Origin of the sequence: Mesorhizobium sp. M0590, assembly GCF_040320905.1 — a bacterium.
Lineage (GTDB): Bacteria > Pseudomonadota > Alphaproteobacteria > Rhizobiales > Rhizobiaceae > Mesorhizobium.
Genome location: NZ_JAMYQN010000038.1, coordinates 1 through 20,949, shown reverse-complemented (window position 1 = coordinate 20,949; position 20,949 = coordinate 1). Strand labels below are relative to the sequence as shown.

General features: G+C 62.2%; 19 protein-coding genes and 1 pseudogene. 5 read left to right on the top strand and 15 right to left on the bottom strand.

Annotated features, from left to right (window positions below):
• The first annotated feature begins 170 nt into the window (after nt 1-170).
• Nucleotides 171-431, top strand: a complete 261-nt coding sequence (locus tag NKI52_RS31465; RefSeq protein WP_352458348.1) for a pyocin activator PrtN family protein — start codon at nt 171-173, stop codon at nt 429-431.
• Between the two features lie 682 nt (nt 432-1,113).
• On the opposite strand, the gene NKI52_RS31460 is transcribed toward NKI52_RS31465, so the two are convergent.
• The 11 genes and pseudogenes from NKI52_RS31460 to iolG all read right to left on the bottom strand — a co-directional run bounded on the left by NKI52_RS31460 (nt 1,114) and on the right by iolG (nt 12,550).
• A complete protein-coding gene (locus NKI52_RS31460; RefSeq protein WP_301942484.1) occupies nt 1,114-1,257 on the bottom strand; it encodes a transposase domain-containing protein in 144 nt (47 codons plus the stop codon).
• Between the two features lie 847 nt (nt 1,258-2,104).
• Nucleotides 2,105-2,597, bottom strand: a pseudogene (locus NKI52_RS32855) (IS66 family transposase); the annotation flags it as partial.
• A gap of 306 nt (nt 2,598-2,903) precedes the next feature.
• On the bottom strand, nt 2,904-3,953 hold the full coding sequence (locus NKI52_RS31440) for a Gfo/Idh/MocA family protein (protein ID WP_245274692.1): 1,050 nt from the start codon (nt 3,951-3,953) through the stop codon (nt 2,904-2,906).
• Between the two features lie 210 nt (nt 3,954-4,163).
• The gene (locus NKI52_RS31435; protein WP_023676588.1) at nt 4,164-5,168 is read right to left on the bottom strand and encodes a substrate-binding domain-containing protein; all 1,005 of its coding nucleotides are present in this window, start codon (nt 5,166-5,168) and stop codon (nt 4,164-4,166) included.
• A 58-nt stretch (nt 5,169-5,226) separates the two neighbouring features.
• Nucleotides 5,227-6,327, bottom strand: a complete 1,101-nt coding sequence (locus tag NKI52_RS31430) for an ABC transporter permease (protein WP_156937342.1) — start codon at nt 6,325-6,327, stop codon at nt 5,227-5,229.
• Nucleotides 6,320-7,060 carry an ATP-binding cassette domain-containing protein gene (locus NKI52_RS31425; RefSeq protein ID WP_352449986.1) on the bottom strand — a complete coding sequence of 247 codons (741 nt, stop codon included), beginning with the start codon at nt 7,058-7,060 and terminating at the stop codon, nt 6,320-6,322. Before NKI52_RS31425 ends, NKI52_RS31430 begins: the two co-directional genes overlap by 8 nt.
• 137 nt (nt 7,061-7,197) lie before the next feature.
• Complete coding sequence (locus NKI52_RS31420; RefSeq protein WP_352568985.1) at nt 7,198-8,322, bottom strand: Gfo/Idh/MocA family protein; 1,125 nt, start codon at nt 8,320-8,322, stop codon at nt 7,198-7,200.
• On the bottom strand, nt 8,312-9,277 hold the full coding sequence (locus NKI52_RS31415) for a hydroxyacid dehydrogenase (RefSeq protein ID WP_352568986.1): 966 nt from the start codon (nt 9,275-9,277) through the stop codon (nt 8,312-8,314). Before NKI52_RS31415 ends, NKI52_RS31420 begins: the two co-directional genes overlap by 11 nt.
• Nucleotides 9,277-10,092, bottom strand: a complete 816-nt coding sequence (locus tag NKI52_RS31410; protein WP_023676593.1) for an HpcH/HpaI aldolase family protein — start codon at nt 10,090-10,092, stop codon at nt 9,277-9,279. Before NKI52_RS31410 ends, NKI52_RS31415 begins: the two co-directional genes overlap by 1 nt.
• Before the next feature lie 10 nt (nt 10,093-10,102).
• Nucleotides 10,103-11,539 (bottom strand): NAD-dependent succinate-semialdehyde dehydrogenase, encoded by a 1,437-nt coding sequence (locus NKI52_RS31405; protein ID WP_023676594.1) that lies wholly within the window; start codon nt 11,537-11,539, stop codon nt 10,103-10,105.
• 3 nt (nt 11,540-11,542) lie between these two features.
• On the bottom strand, nt 11,543-12,550 hold the full coding sequence (gene iolG, locus NKI52_RS31400; RefSeq protein WP_352458352.1) for an inositol 2-dehydrogenase: 1,008 nt from the start codon (nt 12,548-12,550) through the stop codon (nt 11,543-11,545).
• A 107-nt stretch (nt 12,551-12,657) separates the two neighbouring features.
• Here iolG and iolD point away from each other — a divergent pair, with 107 nt between their 5' ends.
• The 3 genes from iolD (at nt 12,658) to NKI52_RS31385 (ending at nt 16,367) form a co-directional block, all read left to right on the top strand.
• Complete coding sequence (gene iolD / locus NKI52_RS31395) at nt 12,658-14,505, top strand: 3D-(3,5/4)-trihydroxycyclohexane-1,2-dione acylhydrolase (decyclizing) (RefSeq protein ID WP_352568989.1); 1,848 nt, start codon at nt 12,658-12,660, stop codon at nt 14,503-14,505.
• A 125-nt stretch (nt 14,506-14,630) separates the two neighbouring features.
• Complete coding sequence (gene iolE / locus NKI52_RS31390) at nt 14,631-15,530, top strand: myo-inosose-2 dehydratase (RefSeq protein ID WP_352568990.1); 900 nt, start codon at nt 14,631-14,633, stop codon at nt 15,528-15,530.
• 3 nt (nt 15,531-15,533) lie between these two features.
• On the top strand, nt 15,534-16,367 hold the full coding sequence (locus NKI52_RS31385; protein WP_023676598.1) for an SDR family oxidoreductase: 834 nt from the start codon (nt 15,534-15,536) through the stop codon (nt 16,365-16,367).
• Nucleotides 16,368-16,428: 61 nt separating this feature from the next.
• On the opposite strand, the gene NKI52_RS31380 is transcribed toward NKI52_RS31385, so the two are convergent.
• From NKI52_RS31380 to NKI52_RS31370, 3 genes are all read right to left on the bottom strand, one after another.
• On the bottom strand, nt 16,429-17,304 hold the full coding sequence (locus NKI52_RS31380) for a MurR/RpiR family transcriptional regulator (protein WP_245274693.1): 876 nt from the start codon (nt 17,302-17,304) through the stop codon (nt 16,429-16,431).
• Nucleotides 17,305-17,769: 465 nt separating this feature from the next.
• A complete protein-coding gene (locus tag NKI52_RS31375) occupies nt 17,770-18,945 on the bottom strand; it encodes an S-adenosylmethionine:tRNA ribosyltransferase-isomerase (RefSeq protein ID WP_352700734.1) in 1,176 nt (391 codons plus the stop codon).
• Nucleotides 18,942-19,664 (bottom strand): SDR family NAD(P)-dependent oxidoreductase, encoded by a 723-nt coding sequence (locus tag NKI52_RS31370; RefSeq protein WP_352625753.1) that lies wholly within the window; start codon nt 19,662-19,664, stop codon nt 18,942-18,944. The genes NKI52_RS31375 and NKI52_RS31370 overlap by 4 nt, the downstream gene beginning before the upstream one ends.
• 85 nt (nt 19,665-19,749) lie before the next feature.
• Between NKI52_RS31370 and soxR the strand changes: the two genes are divergently transcribed.
• Nucleotides 19,750-20,184, top strand: a complete 435-nt coding sequence (gene soxR, locus NKI52_RS31365) for a redox-sensitive transcriptional activator SoxR (RefSeq protein WP_352700733.1) — start codon at nt 19,750-19,752, stop codon at nt 20,182-20,184.
• 543 nt (nt 20,185-20,727) lie between these two features.
• Here the strand turns inward: soxR and NKI52_RS31360 are convergent.
• On the bottom strand, nt 20,728-20,949 hold a 222-nt coding region (locus tag NKI52_RS31360), incomplete at its 5' end, for a hypothetical protein (protein WP_352700732.1).

Here is a 20,949-nt window from a genome sequence, read left to right as displayed (position 1 = left end):
TCCGCTAAACACGGGGGCTGCGCGGCGGACACGCCGACGTCACCGCAATGCCACGCCATTTTGCAGAACTTGACGCACACAACTTTTTGCACGCGCCCCCCTGCCCGGCCGTTGAACCCGTTGGGCGGCTTGCTAGTCTGCCAAGCTCCTAACAGGGATAGCAACCTGGAATGAACACAGCACTGCTTTTGATGGCTCAGTATGGTGGCAAGGCCATCATCCCGATCGATGAGGTCTGCCGAGACTATTTCTCCCACCTGACGCCGCCGAAGTTGGTCCGAAAGATTTCCATGGGGGAAATTGCCCTTCCGCTCGTGCGGATCGAGGACAGTCAGAAGTGTGCCAAGGGCGTCCATCTCGCCGATTTGGCCAAATACCTTGAGTTCCGGACTGAGGCTGCGAGAAAGGAAATGACGGGTCTCACGGAGTAGCGAGGGAGCGTGAATGAGGTTTCGTTCAGCCCTGCCGTACACAGCCGCCCGCGGCTTATGGCCTGATGAGCGACGAACTGGATCAACCGTTTCAAGGCCGGTACTGCATTTGGTACAGCACCACTTCAACAAAGACGCGTAATCGACTGTCTGAACTGCATGTTTGTTGGGACTGCGTCCCATCTGATGTTGGACACGATGGTACAACTTTGCAGTATCAAACGAGGCTTTTCGCGAAATGATCCTACAGAACACGCACGTGTCCCTGCGACGAGCCGAAGCAGCGCACCGGCTGCGTGGAACACGCTGACGGGAGGGGCCTGAAAAAGAAGATTATTAGTCGGCTGCCGAGGTCATTATGAATTCAAATGCCGTCAGCTATTTGTACAGTTCTGGCTTACTCATTGCGCCAATAACTGCCTTTCGCCCTTCTGATAGTGATTGCAGACCCGCCTCGGCAGCGATTGCAGCCCGGTATCCGTCCAGCAGCTTGCTCCGGCCGGAATTCCGCTGAGTATTGAATGGATCCAGGCCTGGGCCTGCAGGCGATAGGCATCGGTGAAGCGAGGACGCCAGTCCGCGGGATAGGCCGTTCCTCGCGACAGACCCGAATTGATCTCGGTGCGCAGGGGCGAAAGCAGCGAGACCGTTGCGGTGGAAGCGTAAGCGCCTCGCGGATCGCCTATGGATTTGGGCTTGACGTTTTCCGGAATCGCCAGGGCATGAGTTCCTCGATCTGGGTTTGCGGATGGCCGTTGATGATGGCGTCGAGGGTTTCGGCGAGGTAGGCGACCGGGTTGACGTCGTTGAGCCTGCAGGTGGCCACGATGGAGGCGAGCAGCGCCCAGTTGTCGAACGTAGTGCTGTGCTGCGATTGTCGACAGTGTCCCAGGAGCCTCTTAGGGACTATTGCCTCCAACGATCCGTTGCTTTCCCCACCCCAACTTTCAAAATTGTGGTAAAGTCTCGACGTTGTTATTGGCTTTGAGCGAGCGGTGTGAGGGCGCTGGAGGCTACCATGCACTTCATTAAGCTCCTGGTTGGCTCAGCAATATTGACAGCATCGGGGGCAGCGTTTGCGGCAGAGGAGGTGTCTGTCGAGAGAGGACGGCTGGTTTCCATCATCGGCAGCTGTCACGACTGCCATACTGACGGCTACAGGGAAGCCGAAGGCGCACTCGACCCCACCAAGGCATTGAGAGGGAAAGTAATAGGTTGGCGGGGGCCGTGGGGCACAACGTATGCAAGCAATCTGAGATGGAGCGCGCAAGACCTTAGCGAAGACGGGTATGTAACCTACATCAAGACACTTCGCACATTGCCGCCGATGCCTTGGTACAACGTTCGCGTCATGCCGGAGAGCGACATTCGGTCATTCTATCGATATGTGAAGTCGCTCGGTGATCCCGGCGCCTTCCTCCCGAGAACGGCGAGACCGGGGGAAGAGCCGAGGACGCCCTTCGTCACGCTGGAGCCACCGCAAATGCCGAAACCTTGTTCACGCGACCTGGACTGCGGCGTGGGCGAAGTTTGCTCGGCCGCACCAGTCCGCCAATGCGTTAAGAAGTAGGCACCGTGGGCAGCGGCCCTCTTAAGACAGCCGACCCCAATTACGCGGTAGGGCGAAACCTTAAGTTTCGGAATAGTAGCGAACGCCGCCCTCGGGCCAGACGTCAAGTCAGACCGTCAATGATAAAACTTAGGGTGAGCGCCTCGCGGATCGCCTGTGGATTTGGGCTTGACGTTTTTCGGAATCGCCAGGGCATGAGTTCCTCGATCTGGGTCTGCGGATGGCCGTTGATGATGGCGTCGAGGGTTTCGGCGAGGTAGGCGACCGGGTTGACGTCGTTGAGCCTGCAGGTGGCGATGGAGGCGAGCAGCGCCCAATTTTCGGCCCCGACTTCGTGACCTGCAAACAGGGCATTTTTTTCTGGTCAGGCATACTGGCCTGATCGCGTTTTCAACCGGGTTGGTGTCGAGTTCCAGGCGGCCATCGTCCAGGAAGCGGGTCAGGCCTTGCCAGTGGCCGAGCCCATGCCGGATGTCTTCGGCCAGGCCAGAGCCGGAGGAGATCATCGATAGCTGCTTTTCGAACCATGGTTTCAGGGCAGCGATGAAGGGCGCGGAATGCTCCCGTCGGGCGGCAAGCCGGGCTTGAGGTGATGCGAGCATCCGCGCGTGATCCGCACCCATTACCCCTACGCCGATAATTCCAACGCGTATACTCAAGTTGACCTCCGTATTATTCCAATGCGTTCAGTCAAGCCAGCCGGTTGTCCGGGCTTTTCCGGCCTCGTGCGAGTCGGCGGCCGCCTGGATGAATTTCACCCAGCGCAGCCCGTCGAGCACGTTCGGAAACAAGATCGTGACTGCCTCCGCATGAACGGTTGCACGGTACAACGCGGTACGCGATGCCGTTTCGTGAGACGCTTCTCGCAATGAATCCTGGCCGGCTCCGCGGGCGAAAGCGCGTCAGAGAAGCAGCCGCTGGTCCGTTGTAGGCAAGATGCGGATCATATCCGCAGTAGGATGAACCTGCCGTGCCGGCGTGTCTATCTTCTGAGGCTGACCGGTGCTGGCGGCGCGCTCAATGGCAAGCAGGGCGCGCACGTCGGCAAATCCTTCTCCACCGTCGGCTTCAGGCGGTTGTGCATTCAGGATGCAGTCGGAGAAATACGCGGTCTGTCCGGCGAAATGGTCTGTCTGCGGGAACGCCTTTTCGGTTCTGATGTCGCCATGCCGAAGCTTCATTTGCACGGCAGTCTCGAAACGGAAGCCAGGGTCGGCCGTTACGCTCCCCTTCGTTCCGGCCACGTGGTAAAAATCCGAATTGTCCGCGCCGAAGCTGGCAATGAACTGCGCAAGCCGGCCCTCGGGGAAGCGCAACGTCACGGCAATGCTTTCCTCTACCTCCCCGACTGAGGCGCTGCCGAAACTCCTTACCGCGACTGCCTCGATCGGCTCAGTGGCAAAGATATGGCGCGCGGCATTCAGGCAGTAGACGCCGATGTCCTGCAAGGGACCGCCCCAATAGGCGGCCTTGAGGCGGTGATTGTCGGACGACGCTACGAAGGAGAAGACCGCGGCAAAGATGCGGGGATCGCCGATCTCACCGCTGCGGATGCGCTCCAGGACCTCGACAGTGCCGGGCTCGTTGTGCAGCCGATACGCCGTCATCAGGTACGCTCCGCTCTCATTGGCGGCGGCGATCATCGCCTCGCATTCCGCCTCGGTCGTGGCCAGCGGCTTCTCAACGAGCGCGTGCTTGCCGGCTCTCAGGGCTCGGATCGCATAGTCGGCATGCATGGAGTTCGGCAATGCCACGTAAACTGCATCGGCGACGTCCGATGCGAGCATCTGGTCGTACTGCTCATAGCTGAAGACGTGTTCCACGCCGTAGAATTCGGCGAGCTTGGCGGCGTTTTTGGCCGAGCCGCTGACGATCGCCGTGATTGTCGAGTTTCCGGTCTGGGACACACCGGGCATAAAGGCTTCCTGTGTGATCCAGCCCGCGCCCACCACGGCATATCGTATCTTTCTCAATTGCTCCTCCCGAATGGGATCACTCCCGGCACTCGTCTAAAAATGGTCACGCCGTGGCCAGCGGAGCGTCTCTGAGGCCTGACGGCAGCGGTCGATTTGAGCCAGTCGCTCGATGGGTCTGTTGTCGCCTCTCAGGGGCAAAGGCGGGCAAGAGTCATCCCTCGCCCGCCGCAGAGTTGCGCCCCCCGCCTACTTTCCGATGCAGGTGTCGGCGGTTTCGGGGGTGCAGACGTCGAGACCGGTGTAGGTCGGGTCGGCCGGCGCGGGCTTGCCGTCCTTGATGTCCTTCAGCGCCAGCATGGTCTTGTAGCCCATTTCGAACGGCCGCTGTCCGACCTGGCCGAGCGACAGGCCTTCCTTCATCTGGTCCATCTGCACCGGCAGCGTGTCGGCGACGACCAGAGCCAGCTCCTTCTTGGCGATCTTATCCTTGTACGGCTCGACCGCAGCGCGATTCGCATCCGGTATGAATTGCGGAAAGCCGCCTGTCGGCACGAAGGCGTCGAGGTTTGGCGTCTTCGCCATGAAGTCCTGGAACTGCTGAACCGACAGAGGGAAGTCGTCGTTGGTATAGAGAGGGCAGCCCGGTGCTTCCGTCCAGCCGTTCTGGCCGGTCAGGGCATCACCTGGCGAGGCGGCCGACTCCTTGCCGGCCAGCGTATCGCGTATACCCTTCATGCGCTCATTGTGGTTGGCCGCGGCAGCTCCGCCCGACTGGATACAGATGGTGCCGCCTTTCGGCTTGATGGTCTGCACGATCTTGGCGAGGTTGACGCCAATTTCGTAATTGTGCGTGCCGATATAGGCGACACGCAGGTCCTTGTTCTCCGGTAGCACATCCGAGTCCCAGGTAAGCACGGGAATGCCCGCTTCCTTGGCGGCCTGAAGCGCGACGGCCATTGCCGCGGCGTTCGACGGGGCGACGGCGATGCCGTCGACCTTCTTGGCCACCAGGTCCTGCACGATCTGCACCTGCTCCTCGCCGCCGCCATGCTCGCCGGGGCCGATATACATGCATTCGATCGCGCCGCTGGATTCGGCTTCGGCCTTCTTGCAGCCGTCACGAGCCTGGTCGAAGAAAGGATTGTTCATGTTCTTCGGCACAAGGGCGAAGACGTATTTCTGCTGGGCATAGGCCTGCCCTGCCATCAGCGCGGAAAACGCCACGGCCGCCGTCAGAATGTATTTTTTCACCTGTTCCTCCACTTTGTTTTGACGTCCACTATCCCCGACGGCTTGCGGCCGCCGGATTCTATTTGCGCTTCCAGGTAAACATACCCTCCAGCGTCGCCCGCAGCGACTTGCCCGAGGTCTGCATGCCGAGAAGCACGGCAAGAATGATGAAGGCCCCGACAAAGGCGCCCTGCCAGTTCGAATCGATCCCGGCCATCAGCAGCGCGTTGCGGATGACCTCGAGGAAGGCCGAACCGATCACAGCGCCAAACGCGGTTCCGTAGCCGCCCATCAGGCTGGCCCCCCCGATGACGGTGCCGGCGATCACCCTCAACTCGTAGCCGGTTCCCATCGCGTTGATGGCCGAGCCGCTGTAGCCGAGCAGCAGCAGGGACGCGATCGATGCGGTAAATGCGCAGAAGACATAGGCCTGGAATTTGATCCAGTCGACGGGGACGCCGGTCATCCGCGAGGCGTTCTCGTTGCCGCCGATCGCGAAGAGGTGGCGCGCCCAGGCGGTGAAAATGAAGACGGAGCCGACGATGAGCGCGAGGATCACCATCACCCAGAACTGCGAGGACAGTTCCGGGATCCAATGAGGCACCCAGCCGTCAGGCGTGTGCCTCGGCCATTTGGCCTGGCCGATGGCCTTGACGATCGGCGCATCGGGTCCGAACTGGTAAAGCATCTGGTTGCCGGACAGCACGACCGCCAGCGAGCGCGCGATCGACAGCATGCCTAGCGTCACCACGAAGGACGGCATGCCGATATAGGCCACGAAGAAACCGTTAAAGGCTCCGCAGGCGATGCCTGCGAGCAGACCCGCGCCAAACGCCACATACCAAGGCTGGTGCCAAGTGAGCAGCAGGCCGGCGACGATCGCGACCAGCCCCATCACCGAGCCGACCGACAGATCGATGCCGCCGGTGATCAGCACCACCGTCATGCCCAGCCCCATGATGGCGATAGGTGCAAAATTGCGGGTGGTGTTGGTAACGTTGTCGACCGTGCCGAAGCTGGGCTCCAGCCACGTCATGAAGACCACCAACACGAAAAGCGCGATCGCGACCCAGAAGGCCTGGCTGGCGATCATCTTCTGGAAAACGCTCTGCTCTATTATGCCGACCACATCACCGATGGACGCATGGCCTTCCTTCAGCATGTCGCTCTGGCTATGCATCACGGATCGCTCCCGTAATTAGGCCGGTGATCTCCTCCGGCGATGTCTTCTCCGTCGCCTTGTCGGCCACTTTCGAGCCGCGTCTCAGCACGATGATGCGGTCGCAGACCGCGAACACATCGGGCATGCGGTGGCTGATCAGCATTACCGACACATTTTGCGATTTGAGCCGCCGGATCAGCTCCAGCACCTCGGCTACCTGGCGGACCGAAATCGCCGCGGTCGGCTCATCCATCAGCACGAGCTTGGAGTTGGATAGCCGGGTGCGGGCAATGGCGACCGCCTGCCGCTGGCCGCCTGACATTTTTTTGACCAGATCGCGCGGCCGCGTCTCCGACTTCAGCTCCGCGAACAGTTTTGCCGAGCGGTTGATCATCGCCTGCTTGTCGAGCACGCGGAGCGGCCAAAACCCCTTCTTAATCTCGCGGCCGAGAAAGACATTTTGGGCGGCCGTCAGATTGTCGGCCAAGGCCAGATCTTGATAGACGACCTCGATCCCTTCGCCCCGTGCCTCGATCGGCTTGTGGAAATGGCAAACCTTGCCGTCCACCGCGATTTCGCCGTCGGAGGGTGGGAAGTTCCCCGCAATCAGCTTCACCATGGTCGATTTCCCGGCACCGTTGTCGCCCATCAGGCCAACCACCTCGCCGGCAGCAACCGCGAAGCTAACATCTGACAAGGCGCGGATAGCACCAAAGCTTTTCGAGACGCTTCGTACGTCCAGCACAGACACATTCTCCTCCCTGTGCGACGTCGACTTGAGCACTCAGCCGACGTACCTCTCTCCGGCTGCAATCTATATTGCAAAATGTACAAACATGCAATGTTTATTTCAGACGCATGCGGGGCGGCGACCAACTCTCCCTCGCATCAGTCTGTTCGCAGCCACTTGCTCTCCCGGGCCGAGCCCTGAATTGCCTCCACGAGTTCCTGGATGCGTTGGCCGGCCCGGAAGCCGAAAGACTCGTCTCGCTTCCCGGCGATCGCATCGACGAACCGCGCAATCTCGATAGCCTTCAGATCGTTGAAGCCGAGCTGATGGCCTGATGCGACGCAGAAGAGTCCATAGGGATCGTGATCCGGACCGGCCTCGATGCGCCGAAAGCCACGCCGGCCGCCGGGATCGGCCGTGCTGTAGAAATGCAGCTCGTTGAAGCGCTCCTGGCTGAAGACGAGCGCCCCCTTGGTGCCATAAACCTCGAAATCGTGCTGCATCTTGCGGCCGGTGGCGACCCAGCTCGCTTCGATGCTGCCGGATGCACCATTGGCAAAACGCAGAAATGCGCGACCGATGTCGTCGACCTCGATGGTCCGGCGCCCGCCTCGGCCATCCGGACGGCTCGCTATGACGGTGACGGAATCGCCGAGGACCCGTTCCACCGAGCCAAGCAGAAACTCCGCCGTGGCCAGAGCATGGCTGCCCAGATCCGCCAATGCGCCACCGCCGACAGGATCGTGCCGGAAGGTAAATGGGCTTTCCGCATCCGCCATGTAGTCCTCGGCGTGAATGCCGCGATAGCTGCGGATCTCGCCCAACTCGCCCGCGCGGATCATCTGCCGCGCCAGCGCGAGCAGCGGGTTGCAGAGATAATTGAACCCGACCTGCGTCCTGACGCCGGCCGCTTCCGCCGCCTCGGCCATCCGTCGGGCATCCGCCGCAAGGGGCGCCAGCGGCTTCTCGCAATAGACGTGCTTGCCGGCGGCAATGGCGGCGAGCGCCATCTCCTTGTGGAAGCCGTTCGGCGCCGTGATATCGATCATATCGATCTCCGGGTCCTCGACCAGACGCCTCCAGTCCCCGCTCGCCCGCGCGAACCCCAAGGCCTGCGCCGCCTGCGCGGCGAGGTCCTCGGTTCTGTCCGCAACCGTGTGGAGCACCAGTTCGTAGGGAAGATCGAAGACACGTTGTGCGGCAGCAAAGCCGAACACATGGGTCTTGCCCATGAAGCCGGTGCCGATCAGGCCGATTCTGAGTTGAGGTTTTTCACCGGCCATTCAACTCGGCTCCGTTTACCACCAGCGCTGAGTCGATCCGCCCGGCGAAAAAATCGAGCACGTTCTGCACGGACGAGATTGCCATGCGCTCGCCGCACTCGGCGGTGAGCCCGGCAATGTGCGGCGTCAGAATCACCTGGTCGAAGCCGAAGAGCGGATGGTCCGCGGCGGGTGGTTCATCGTCGAAGACGTCGATACCGGCCGCTGCGATGCGCCCCGCTCGCAGCGCCGCGATCAGCGCCGCCTCGTCGACGATGCCGCCCCGCGCTGTGTTGATGAGAACAGCAGTCGGTTTCATCGCCGAGAGTTCCACGGGGCCGATCACCGGGCGCTCGGCCTTGGGTACGTTGACGGAGATCGCATCGGCCCAGGCGAGTCCCGTTTGCAAATCGCTCACCGGCGCGACCGGCCCCTCCGGCCAGCCTTGCCTCTCAAGGAATGGATCATAGGCACGCACGTCCATGCCGAATGCCGCCGCCATGCGCGCCAGGTGGCGGCCGATCCGGCCGAACCCGAGGATCAGAAGCCGCTTGCCCGAGAGTTCGCTTGGCTCCAGCCGGTTGCGCCAACCCCATTCGTTACCGCGCACCGAACGATCCGCTCGGATCAGCCGCTTGGTTGCCGCCAGCAACAGCATCATGGCGTGCTCGGCCACCGACACCGAGTTCACATCGCCGACTATCGCCAGCGCGATACCACGTTCGTTGAGAGAAGGCAGATCCACAGCGTCGTAGCCGACGCCATGGCGCGAGACGATCTTCAACCTCTCGGCGCGTGCGACGGTCGGAGCCGACAAGGGCTGGGTGCGAATGACCAGGCCATCGGCCTTGCCGATCAGAGGTGCGTAGCTTGGTTCGGAGACATCTTCGACATAGTCGTAGGTGACGCCGGGCGACGCATCGAGAAGTTCGATGCCGCTCGGATGAAGTTTTCCGGCGACCAGAACGTGCGGCATCAATAGCCTCCCTTGCCGGCTTCAAGAGAGGCGGGCTTCGCGCCGGTCAATTCGCGAAAGCGGGCAACACACGCCTGGGCCGCTGCTGCGAGCAGGCGGGAGTCGCCTGACACGGTGGTCATGTCGAAACCCCATTCGATGGCACGTGCGGCGTAGTCGGCCGTGCCGCAATGGAGCGCGGCGCGTTTGCCGTTCCTCTTGCAGGCTGCAACGATCGTCCGCAGAGCGGCGATCATGTCAGGCTCCTCGCGATCGAAGGACGGCGCGAGACGCCCCTGGTGCAGGCTGAAGGTCAGGTCTGCGGGACCGACATAGATGCCGTCGAGCCCTGGCGTTGCGGCGATCGCATCGAGATTGCGCATCGCCTCGGCGGTCTCGACCATGGCGAAAGCCAGGATCTCGTCATTGGCTTCGGCCGCGTAGTTGGCACCTGCCGAGAAGTTGGCACGCGTCGGCCCAAAACTGCGCTGGCCGGCCGGCGGATAGCGCAGGTAGCTGACGAGCTGAGCCGCCTGTTCCGGTGTGTTGATCATGGGACAGATCACGCCATAGGCGCCGGCATCCAGCACCTTCATGATGATGCCCGGCTCCAGCCACGGCACGCGCGCCATGGGCACCACCCTGGATGCACGCATCGCCTGGAACATCGGAAGCAGCATCGAATAGTCGAGCGCGCCGTGCTGGACATCGATGCTCACGCTGTCATAGCCCTGCGCGGCCATGATCTCGGCGGTGAATGGACTGCCGATCGAAAGCCAGCCATTGATCGTGGGCCGCCCTTCGGCCCAGATCTGCTTGAGCTCGTTCTTGATCAAGGCGGCCTCCTCAGAACACAATCTGCGCAAGCTTGGTGTCGAGGTAGTCACCGATACCTTCGCTGCCGCCTTCGCGACCCATTCCGGAATATTTCGTGCCGCCGAACGGCGCTTCCGATGCGGCGAGAGCGAAGCTGTTGATGCCCACCATGCCTGCCTTCAGCTCGGCTACCGTGCGGCGCGCACGCTTCGGGCTCGACGTGAAGGCATAGGCCGACAATCCCATTGGCGAAGCATTCGCCCGCTCCAGCGCCTCCTCATCCGAGGAAAACCGGGTGATCGCCGCGATCGGCCCGAAATTCTCCTCGGCAAAGACCCTCATGTCGTCGGCAACATCGGTCAGGACCGTGGGCTCATGAAAATGGCCGGCATTGAACGCCGCAACCCGATGGCCACCCGCGACGAGCTTCGCACCGGCTTTCATAGCGTCGGACACGATGTCTTCGATCTCGGAAAGCCGGCCGGCATTGATGAGCGGGCCCATCTGCACGGATGGGTCGAGCCCGTCGCCCAGTTTCAACGCTTTGGCGCGTTGCACAAAGCCCTCGACGAAGGCGTCGTGCAGGCTTTCGTGGACGAAGAAACGATCCGGTGTGACGCAGACCTGGCCGGAATTGGCGTATTTGGTCGGCACGGAGACGTTGAGCGCGGCATCCAGATCGGCGTCGTCGAAGACGATCAGGGGCGCGTTGCCGCCAAGCTCCATAGACACCTTCTTCACCGTGTCGGCAGCATCGCGGATCATCTGCTGGCCGACGCGGGTCGAGCCGGTGAGGGACACCTTGCGCACCGCCGGCGAAGCCATGATCGGCGCATAGGTCGTGCTCGTGGGCCCAACGACCAGGCTGACGGTGCCGGCAGGAAGATTGCAGGCGCGGATGCAGTCGACCATCAGCATCGCCGTCCCGGGCGTCTGACTTGACGGCCGGACGATGGTCGAGCAGCCAGCGCCAAGCGCCGGCGCCACCTTGCGGGCGACCAGTGCCGCCGGAAAGTTCCAGGCGGTGAAGGCGGCTGCGATCCCGACAGGCTCGTGCAGAACTTCGAAACGACCGCCGGGCACGCGCGATTCGATGACGCGCCCATAGATCCGGCGGGCCTCCTCGGCGTACCAGCGGAACTGATCGACCGCCAGCCCCCATTCGCGCTCGGACTGGGCAATAGGTTTGCCGGTCTCGCTGGAGATCATCCGCGCGGCTTCGTCCTTGCGGCGGATCATCTCGTCCGCGATAGCATGCAGGGCGGACGCGCGCTCAAAACCACCCTTGGATTTCCATGCGGAAAACCCACGGGCGGCGCTAACCAGCGCCTCTTCCGTGTCCGCGCGGGTGGCGACCGGAGCCTCGCCCAGCGGCTTTTCCGTCACCGGGCTCGTCACCGGCGCCGTCCCGCCGTCGGATGCCTTGCGCCACTTCCCGTCGATGAACAGTCCGTAATTCGCGTACATGGCTTATCCGATCTCGCTGACCTTCACGAAGCGGCCTTCGACCGCCGATTTCATCGCCGCCTCAGCCAGGATCAGGGCGCGGCGCCCGTCCTCAAAACCGACCAGCGGCGGCTCGCCCTTCTCGACGCAGGTGACGAAGGCGTCGATCTCGGCATCGAACGCTTCGCGGTATCGCTCGATGAAGAAGTCGAGATAAGGCGCGGCGGCTTCGGTTTGCGCGACCGAGTAGCGGCGCAGTTCGTGAGGCTTCCTGTTGCCGCTGATCACCATGCCGGTGCTGCCCAGCAACTCGACGCGCTGGTCGTAGCCATAAGTGGAGGTTCGGGAGTTGTTGATGTGGCACTGCTTGCCGCTTTTGGTCCGCATCACGACCATGACGCTGTCGTAGTCGTTCAGCTCCGCCATCATGGCCGGGTCGATCAGCCGGCCACCGATGGCGAACACCTCCTCCGGCTCCTCTCCCAGCATGAAGCGGGCCAGGTCGAAATCGTGGATCGTCATGTCGCGAAAAAGCCCGCCCGCGACCTCGTAGTAGGAACGGGGCGGCATGCCCGGATCACGCGAGGTGATAATAACCTGGTGCAGGTCGCCGATCTCGCCGGATCGTACGGCGTTCCACGCCGCACGATGACCGGGGTCGAAACGTCGGTTGAAGCCGATCTGGACCGGCACGCCCTTGGACAAAATTGCTTCGGCGCAACGGTTCACCCTTTCCAGGCTAAGATCGATCGGCTTCTCGCAGAGCACGGGTTTGCCAGCGGCCACCGCCTTTTCGATGTAGTCGGCATGCGTGTCAGTCACCGTCGCGACAAGGACCGCATCTACATCTGCCGAGGCAAATACCTCGTCCGCGGATCCCGAAGCGCGAACGCCGTGCCGCGCCGCGACAGTCTCCGCGGACGATTCGTCGATGTCATAGACGGTGGCTAGTTCCGCACGAGGATGTGCGGCGATGTTTGCCGCATGCATCCTGCCAATCCGACCGCAGCCGAGCACAGCTATCCTGAGCAAGAAGTCCTCCCGGTTTGAATGTTTGCAATGATCGTTGCAAACATATTGATTTGTCAATGGGCATTCCGTATAGATTTGGAAAGACCGTCGTTAGGGAGGAGACAAAGATGACCAGAGCCACCGTCCGTCTGACCATGGCACAGGCGCTCGTGCGCTATCTGTGCAACCAGTTCACGGTCGTCGACGGCGAGAAAGTTCCGCTTTTTCCGGGAGTCTTCGCCATCTTCGGGCACGGCAACGTGACGTGCCTTTCTGAAGCACTCGAGGCGGTGAAGCACGTGCTGCCGACCTGGCGCGGCCAGAATGAGCAGTCGATGGCGCTTGCAGCGATCGGCTTTGCAAAGGCGAAGCGCCGGCGCCAGATCATGGTTGCGGCGACCTCGATCGGTCCGGGTGCGCTGAACATGGTGACGGCGGCGGGTGTCGCCCATTCGAACCGGCTGCCGGTGCTGATGCTCTCAGGCGACACCTTCGTCAGTCGCCGGCCCGATCCGGTCATGCAGCAGGTCGAGCACTTCGGCGACCCGACCATCAACGTCAATGACGCCTTTAAGGCGGTCACGCGCTACTGGGACCGCATCGTCCATCCCGAGCAGATCATCTCGTCGTTGCCGCAGGCGGTTGCGGTGCTGCTTGATCCGGCCGATTGCGGGCCTGCCTTCATCGCTTTGCCGCAGGATGTGCAGGAGATCGCCTGGGATTATCCCGAAGCCTTCTTCGAACAGACGGTGAATGAGGTGCCGCGCCCCCGGCCCGATCGCAGCCGGCTCGCCGAAGCGACGCGCCTCCTCAAAGGCGCAAAGCGGCCGCTGATCATCTCGGGTGGTGGCGTGCGTTATTCGGGTGCCGAGAAGGTTCTTGGCGATTTCGCCAAAAGGCATGGGATCCCGCTCGCGGAGACGATTGCCGGCAAAGGCACGGTTACGCACGACCACCCCGCGCATGTCGGACCGATCGGCATCGTCGGCTCAACCTCCGCCAACGCGCTGGCGGCGGAAGCCGACGTGATCATCGCCGTCGGCACACGGCTCATGGACTTCACCACCGGATCCTGGAGCGCCTTCTCGGCCGACGCAAAGTTCGTCTCGATCAATGCCGCACGCTGGGATGCCACCAAGCACCGGGCGCTCGCCGTCGTCGGCGACGCGCTGGAGACGGTGAGCGAACTCGAAGGTGCCCTCGGCGACTGGAAAGCGGAGAGGGCCTGGACAGACAAGGGTCGCATCGAGTTCGCCAAGTGGAACACGATGCTTGACGGCTTCCAGAAGCCGACCAACGAGCCGGTCCCGACCTATGCGCAGGTCGTAGGCGTGGTGAACGCCAAGGCGGGCGAGCGTGACCTGCTGATCACCGCGGCCGGCGGACTGCCCGGCGAGGTGATGAAGAACTGGCGGGTGAAGGAACCCAACACTTTCGACTGCGAGTTCGGCTTCTCCTGCATGGGTTATGAAATCTCTGCCGGCTGGGGCGCGGCCATGGCCGACCCTACCCGCACGCCGATCGTCATGATCGGCGACGGCACCTACATGATGATGAACTCCGACATCTATTCGTCGGTGCTCGCCGGCCACAAGATGATTCTCGTGGTATGCGACAATGGCGGCTATGCGGTGATCAATCGGCTGCAGAACGCCAAGGGCGGCGCCTCCTTCAATAACCTTATCAAGGACTGCCGGGTCAAGGAGCCGTTCTCGGTCGACTTCGCCAAGCACGCGGAAGCCATGGGCGCGCTGGCGCGGCGTGTCGAAAGCCTTGCCGATCTCGGCCAAGCGATCGAATGGGCGAAGACCACCGACCGAACCACCGTCATTACCATCGTCTCCGACGCCTTCAGCTGGACGCCCGGGGATGCATGGTGGGACGTCGGCGTGCCCGAGATCAGCGGGCGCCAGCAGGTCCGCGACGCGCATGCCGCGCAAACCGAAGGTCGCAAGAAGCAGCGCGTGGGTGTCTGAACCGTTCGGGCGCGCGGGGGCGTCCCCTGCCGGAACGATGCAAAACTCCCTGAGCATTGTTCCGGCAGTTTTTTGTCGCTGCGCAGGCAGCCAGCAGCATTCGAAAATCATGATTGGAGATGACGATGAGAGCCAAGCTTGGCATCGCGCCGATCGCCTGGTGGAACGACGACCTTCCCGAACTGAGCGACGACGTCTCGCTGGAGGAGTGCCTGCGGCAGGCCCGTCAGGCCGGCTTCACCGGCATGGAGACTGGCCGCCGCTTCCCGATGGACGCGGCGGTGCTTGAGCCCATCCTGAGGCAGCATGCCATGAGCGTCTGTGGCGGCTGGTTCTCCGGCCGCTTGCTGGTCGGCAATATCGATGAAGAGAAGGACCGCATCGCCGCGCAGATGGAGTTGTTCAAGGCGACCAACGCGCCCTGCATCGTCTATGGCGAGACGGGTCGCACCATTCAGGGCGACCGCGGAACGCCGCTGGCTATGCGCCCGCGTCTCGACGACGATCAGATCAAGGCCTACGGCCGTAAGCTCACCACTTTCGGCGAATGGTGCGCGGGTCAGGGCATGCCGATTTGCTACCACCACCACATGGCCGCGCCGATCGAAAGCGAACAGGACGTCGATCTGCTGATGAAGCATTCCGGCGAGGGTCTGCCCCTGCTCTACGATGCCGGCCATATGGCCTTTGCCGGCGGCGACGTGCTGCGGGTGGTGGACAAGCACCACGCCCGGATTTCGCATGTACACACCAAGGACATCCGCCAAGCGGTCGTGGACGGGCTCGACCGCAGCCGGGAAAGTTTTCTCGACGCAGTGGTAAAGGGGGCCTTCACCGTACCCGGTGACGGCTCGCTCGACTTCGAGGCGATCGTGAAGCGGCTGGCCTCCTACGGTTACGAAGGCTGGTTCGTCGTTGAAGCCGAGCAGGATCCCGTCAAAAGTCCGCCACTCGAAATGGCGAAGATCGGGCATAAGGAATTGCGGCGCGTCATGGCCGCGGCTGGCTACACTGTGGAGAGCTGAAGTATGAATCGCATGGATGGAAAGGTCTGCGTTGTCACGGGTTCAACGCAGGGGTTGGGAGCGGCCATTGCGCGCCGGCTGGCGGAAGCCGGCGCTGCCGGTCTTGTCACTCTCGGCCGCAACGAGGCGAAGGGCCGTGCCGCGGCCGAGGCGATCACGCACGACACCGGCGTGCCTGTCCACTTTGTCAAGGCCGATCTCGGCAAAGTCGAGGATTGCCGAAGCGTGATGGCGGAGGCCGAGCGCGTTTATGGCAAGATACATGTGCTGGTGAACGCCGGTGCCCGCACGGACCGTGGCACCATCCTCGATACCTCGCCCGAACTTTTCGACGCCCTGTTCGCCGTCAACGTGCGCGGACCCTACTTCCTGATGCAGGAGGCCATCCGCCGCATGATCCGCGACGGCATTGAAGGCGCCATCTGCAACATCGGCTCGATCTCGGAACATGCCGGCCAGCCTTTCATCAACGTTTACTGTGCCACTAAGGCGGCGCTGGCGACGCTGACCCGCAACACGGCGTTTTCCGTCATGAAGAACCGCATCCGCGTCAACCAGCTGGATGTCGGCTGGATGGCGTCTGATAACGAGCGAGAATTGCAGGCGAGTGAGACGGGCGATCCCAATTGGGAAGCGAAAGCCGTTGCGAACCTGCCCTTCGGCCGGCTGGTCGATCCGGCCGAGGCCGCCCGCACCGTCAACTTCCTCGTTTCGGACGATGCCGGGCTCATGACAGGTGCGGTGGTGGATTACGACCAGACAGTCCTCGGTGCCGCATCCGGCCCCATGGCCGTGCCTGAAAAGGCGATGGCGCTCTCGCCTTCCGACACTGATTGAGAATCGACGGCCGGCGGTCCGAAAATGCTACAATGAGGCCAGGTTTCGCGGTTCGCAGTCCCTACCGCTCGGTAACCGTTGGAATGCGGGGATCGACTGCGTTGTTCTGAAGCCTGGCCGCCAAGGCCACGGTCAAAGCCTGCGCAAGACACATAGGAGCTGCCAGCGAGCGCGAGAAAGTGTATTCGTGCTCCGGTACGGCGAACAGAACGCGCGCGCTCTTGGCCAATGGAGACAGCGTGCTGTCCGAGATCGCCACGATGGGTACACCTCTCCCCACGGCTTCTTCCACAACATTGACGACCTCGTTCGCATAGAAGCGGAACGACACCGCAAACAGCAGGTCCGTCTTCCGCATCGCGCGGGCCATATGCGTGGCCAGTCCGCCGCCCGGATCCAGGAGCACGCAGCGCTTACCTAGCATGGTCAGTATATAGCGAAGGAGTTCGACGACCGGTGCCGAGCGAAGTTGTCCCATCAGATAGATGACGTCGGCCTTCTCGAGCAGGCTAACGGCTTCTGCCAGATCCTCGGGTTGAAGATCGGTGAGCATCTCTTTCAGGGACGCGATGTCACGGACGACCAGGTCGTGCATCAATCCCATCTCGCTGCGATCTGTCCGCTCCCCCAGTTCCTTCTCCAACGCCTTGACGCGGGCTTCGAAGCCGGGAGCCGCGGTGGACAATCGTTTCTGGAAGAGGCTCTGCAGGTCCTTGAACCCTTCATACCCCAATGCTTGGGCAAATCGGACGAAGCTGGACGCGTGAACGCCGCTGCCTTCCCCGATCGAGTTCACCGATCGCACCGCGACGTCATTCGGATTTTGGGTGAGGTACAACGCAATCTTCTGGTACGACTTGCTCATCCCATCATACCGGTCGTGTATCACGCGGATGAGATCCTCATAATCCTTGGGAGCCTCGACCTTCTCGTCCACGATGCACATCCTTGCAATTTTTGTTGCATGATGGCGTCTTTGAAGGTTTTTGACCAGCAGAGAGTTGTCAACTCTGTTATCGGGTCTGTTATCGGGTCTGTTATCGGGCCACAAGTTGTGTGCGCACCGCGCGTCCGCGCACCAAGAGGGCTGCGACAGCTCCGTGCGAAGGAGAAGCGTCAGAGGAGCAGCGGTTTCGGACCCTTGAGCGGCTTTACGGCGATGTTCTCGAAGTTTGGCGACCGTGGACGGCGGCGAGACTGCAGGGGAAGTGCCTGGACTGTGGTCACCACATGGCTGAGGAAGCACCGGATGCGCTCGCGGCCGAAATCCTGCGATTCTTGGGACCCTGCTAGGCTCTGCCTGCCGTGGCACGTATCGAAGCATTGACGCCCGGCAAGCCATGTTGTCCGCTTCGCCCGCAATGCGGACCCAATGTGAGGGCTTCGGAACTTCGACTTTGGGTCAAATGCCGAATTTGGTCCGCTGTAACATAGCTCCGACTTCCTTGCGCGCCGAGCACGAAATACCACCGATCCTGCCGACATCATGGCCCACCTCGAGTAAAGCCTTCGTCTCGAGCCCCTCGCCCCGATTTTGTTCGCGCGATAGAAGCGGCGGTTGGCGATTGAGCAGCATGGAATCGCCGAATTCATGCGCGCGGTATCGATACGCGATGAAGGCTGCGGAGGCCTTGGCGAGCAGAGCATCGTCGGCAAAGGCGCGCAGGAGCTCGAAATGGCTTTCGCCTGGCTGGTGGACGCCCGTGAGAATCGCATCGACCACGCGAAGCCGCGTGCCCCGCGCGATGCGCCCTGTCGCAATGCCATTTCCGGCACGCACATTGCCGCCGGGATTGGCGGCTGCCTCAAGTGCGCGCACTACGCTCGTGCCGATCGCAATGATGCGGCTGCCGCGCAGCTTCGCCCGCGCGACCTGCGCCGCGGTGCGCCCAGGGATGCGGTATGGCTCGTCGAAGGGAAGGCGCGAGTCGAGCGCGGGATCGCCGGTAGAAGAGACGCCCGCAGCATGCGTGAGTGTTGCAAAGCCAACGTCGTGCCGACGCCAGGCTTGGAGCGTGCGCCAGTCGAGCGCGAAGCCTGCCGACGGCGCCTCGAACGCGACCGGCCCGGCGGCAATCTTCGTCCAAACATCCCACAGTGCCAACGGCTCGGGAACATGCGCGTATTGGATCGGCCGGCCGAGCTGCGCCAGTTCTGCAAGCACCGCTGCGCGGTTGCCTGGGAAGTGCAACTCGAGAAGGCGTGGATGGTCGAGAAGGCGCTCGACGACGGTGTCAAGCGAGCCGAGCCGGAGGCGATCGCCTGGTGACAGCGGAGGTGGAGGCAGCCGGTCTTCCGTGCGCGTGCGGTGATCGCCCGAGCCGAAGGCAATCGCCACGAAACGGGTTGGATCGGGAAGTGACAGCCAGCCCGCCAGGCGGATCTCGATCGCCTCGCCGCTTGGGACATGCGTGCCGTGCAAGCTGGCAGGCAAGGTCGCGGCGTCATTGGCGACGACCAGATCGCCGGGGTTGAACAGCGTCGCGAGTCCAGCTCGCGGCAGGTCGCGCATCGTGCCGTCCGCCTCGACGACGAACAGCCTGGCGGAGCGCCGATCGGGACGATCGGCGGCAATCATCCATGTGCTCCGGCCAGAAGGGTAGAGCGGACCGGCAACGCGTCGAGCATCTTTTTGATGATCTCGGCAGCTGCCTGCTCGGGGCGCTTCAAGGTCGCCGGATCAGCATCAGGGATCGCGAGCGCGTGCAGTGGGGTGTCCATATCGCCGGGGTCAAGCGCGAGGAACCGGATGCCGTCTGCTTTCGCCTCCTCGTCCCAAATCGCCGTCAGATGGGCAAGAGCGGCCTTGCTCGCGCCGTATGCTCCCCAGCCGGGATAGGCGTTCACCGCGGCGTCGCTGGAAATGTTGATGACCAGCGCGCCGCGGCCCTCGCGTGCGGACGCGGCAAGCGCACCGAACAGGGCTTTCGTCAGCCGGAAGGCGCCGACGAGATTGACCGCGAGCGCCATTTCCAGCTCCTCGCACTCGGTATCGGCGAGGAGCGCCAGAGGGACAGGGCCGAGGCTCGACGCATTGTTGATCAGGACATCGAGCCCGCCGAGGCTGGCAGTAACCTGCAACGCGATCGGGTAGATGTCCGCCTTCTTGCCGACGTCGCCGACAATGCCGTGCGCGCCCGTCTCATCGGCGATGCGTTCGACATTCGCGGCGGTCCGGGCGACGAAGGCGACGCACGCACCCTGTGCGGCAAGCTGCCGCACAAGCGCCAGTCCGAGGCCGGACGTGCCGCCCGTGACTGCCACGCGAAGTCCCTGAAGTTCGATATTCGTCTGCATTGCCAGTGCTCCTTTAATCCGTATGCCTCTTGCTACAAGTTCAAGTTAACTTGAAGTCAAGCGGGAATTGTGCTTTCGTTCATGCATGGATTCCATGCTGACCATCACCGACGTGTCACGGCGCAGCGGCGTCGCCTCATCGGCCCTGCGCTTCTACGAGGAGCGCGGGCTGATCGGGGCCGAGCGGGCCGGCTCGGGACACCGACGCTATCCGCGATCCGTGCTGCGCCGGATCGCCTTCATCGTCTTCGCGCAGCGAATTGGGCTGACGCTCGAGGAGATCGGCGCCGAGCTGGCCAAGTTGCCAGCCGATCGCGTGCCGTCGCGTCGGGATTGGTCGCGGTTGTCAAGCCAGTGGACCAAGCGCATCGACCAGCGCATCGCCGAGTTGCAGCGCCTGAGGTCGGGGCTTACCGAGTGCATCGGTTGCGGCTGCCTGTCGATCGACCGGTGTAGCCTTGCGAACCCTGCCGATATGGCAGGACGCAAGGGGCCGGGGCCGAGGTATTGGCTGGGGTGAGTTGGCAGCCAAGTGCGAGACGCTGCGGACCGGTAACGTTCAGCGGCGGTATCGTTTGTCGCTGACTTTCTCGATCCACTCGACGGCGTTGCCATCAATTGCTTGCGCCGTCCTGCCAGACGGTTCGTTCCTTCTAAAGATGCGGCTGCATTTCAGCGGGCCAAGCGAAATAAGGAAATACGTCGAACTGCTCCGGGTGCGGCAGTCATCAACCTCTTCAGCCCCCCGAAACGCTGAGCATTGGAGCCGTTGCGCGTTGCCACAGGCTGATCGGATTGATCCGGCGGTTGGCGATACCTTTCTTGCGGCAACGAAGGACGAAAACGGTGTCTAGGCCATCGGTAATGGTAGCCTGTTCAAAATTTCGCCAATCGTTGGCTGATCGCCCGCACGGTACTGCATTCGGACAGCATGACCCAAGACTTTACATTAAGTATTCGAATTTGTTCGCTTTCGGCGCAGTTGGTCCCGCCCATCATTGAACCGACACGAATCTCATGACCGATTTCCTGCCAAGCGATCGCCGTGTGAAGCTTGTCAAACTCACCCCAAAGGTGCCGCAATATCGAGGAATGCTAATGATAAGGTAATCATAAGCGACCTCCCGAGATACTCGCGCTCCCACGCACTGATCCGGATCAGCTGATTGCCTCTCCTCAGGTAATTATAGCCCACCAAATCCGATAGTGTGCTGAAGGTTCTGCAAAAAGTTTTGGAGAGAGAACGGCGCTTGCTCTGAGGGGCGAGCGGCCATGGCACGGTGGT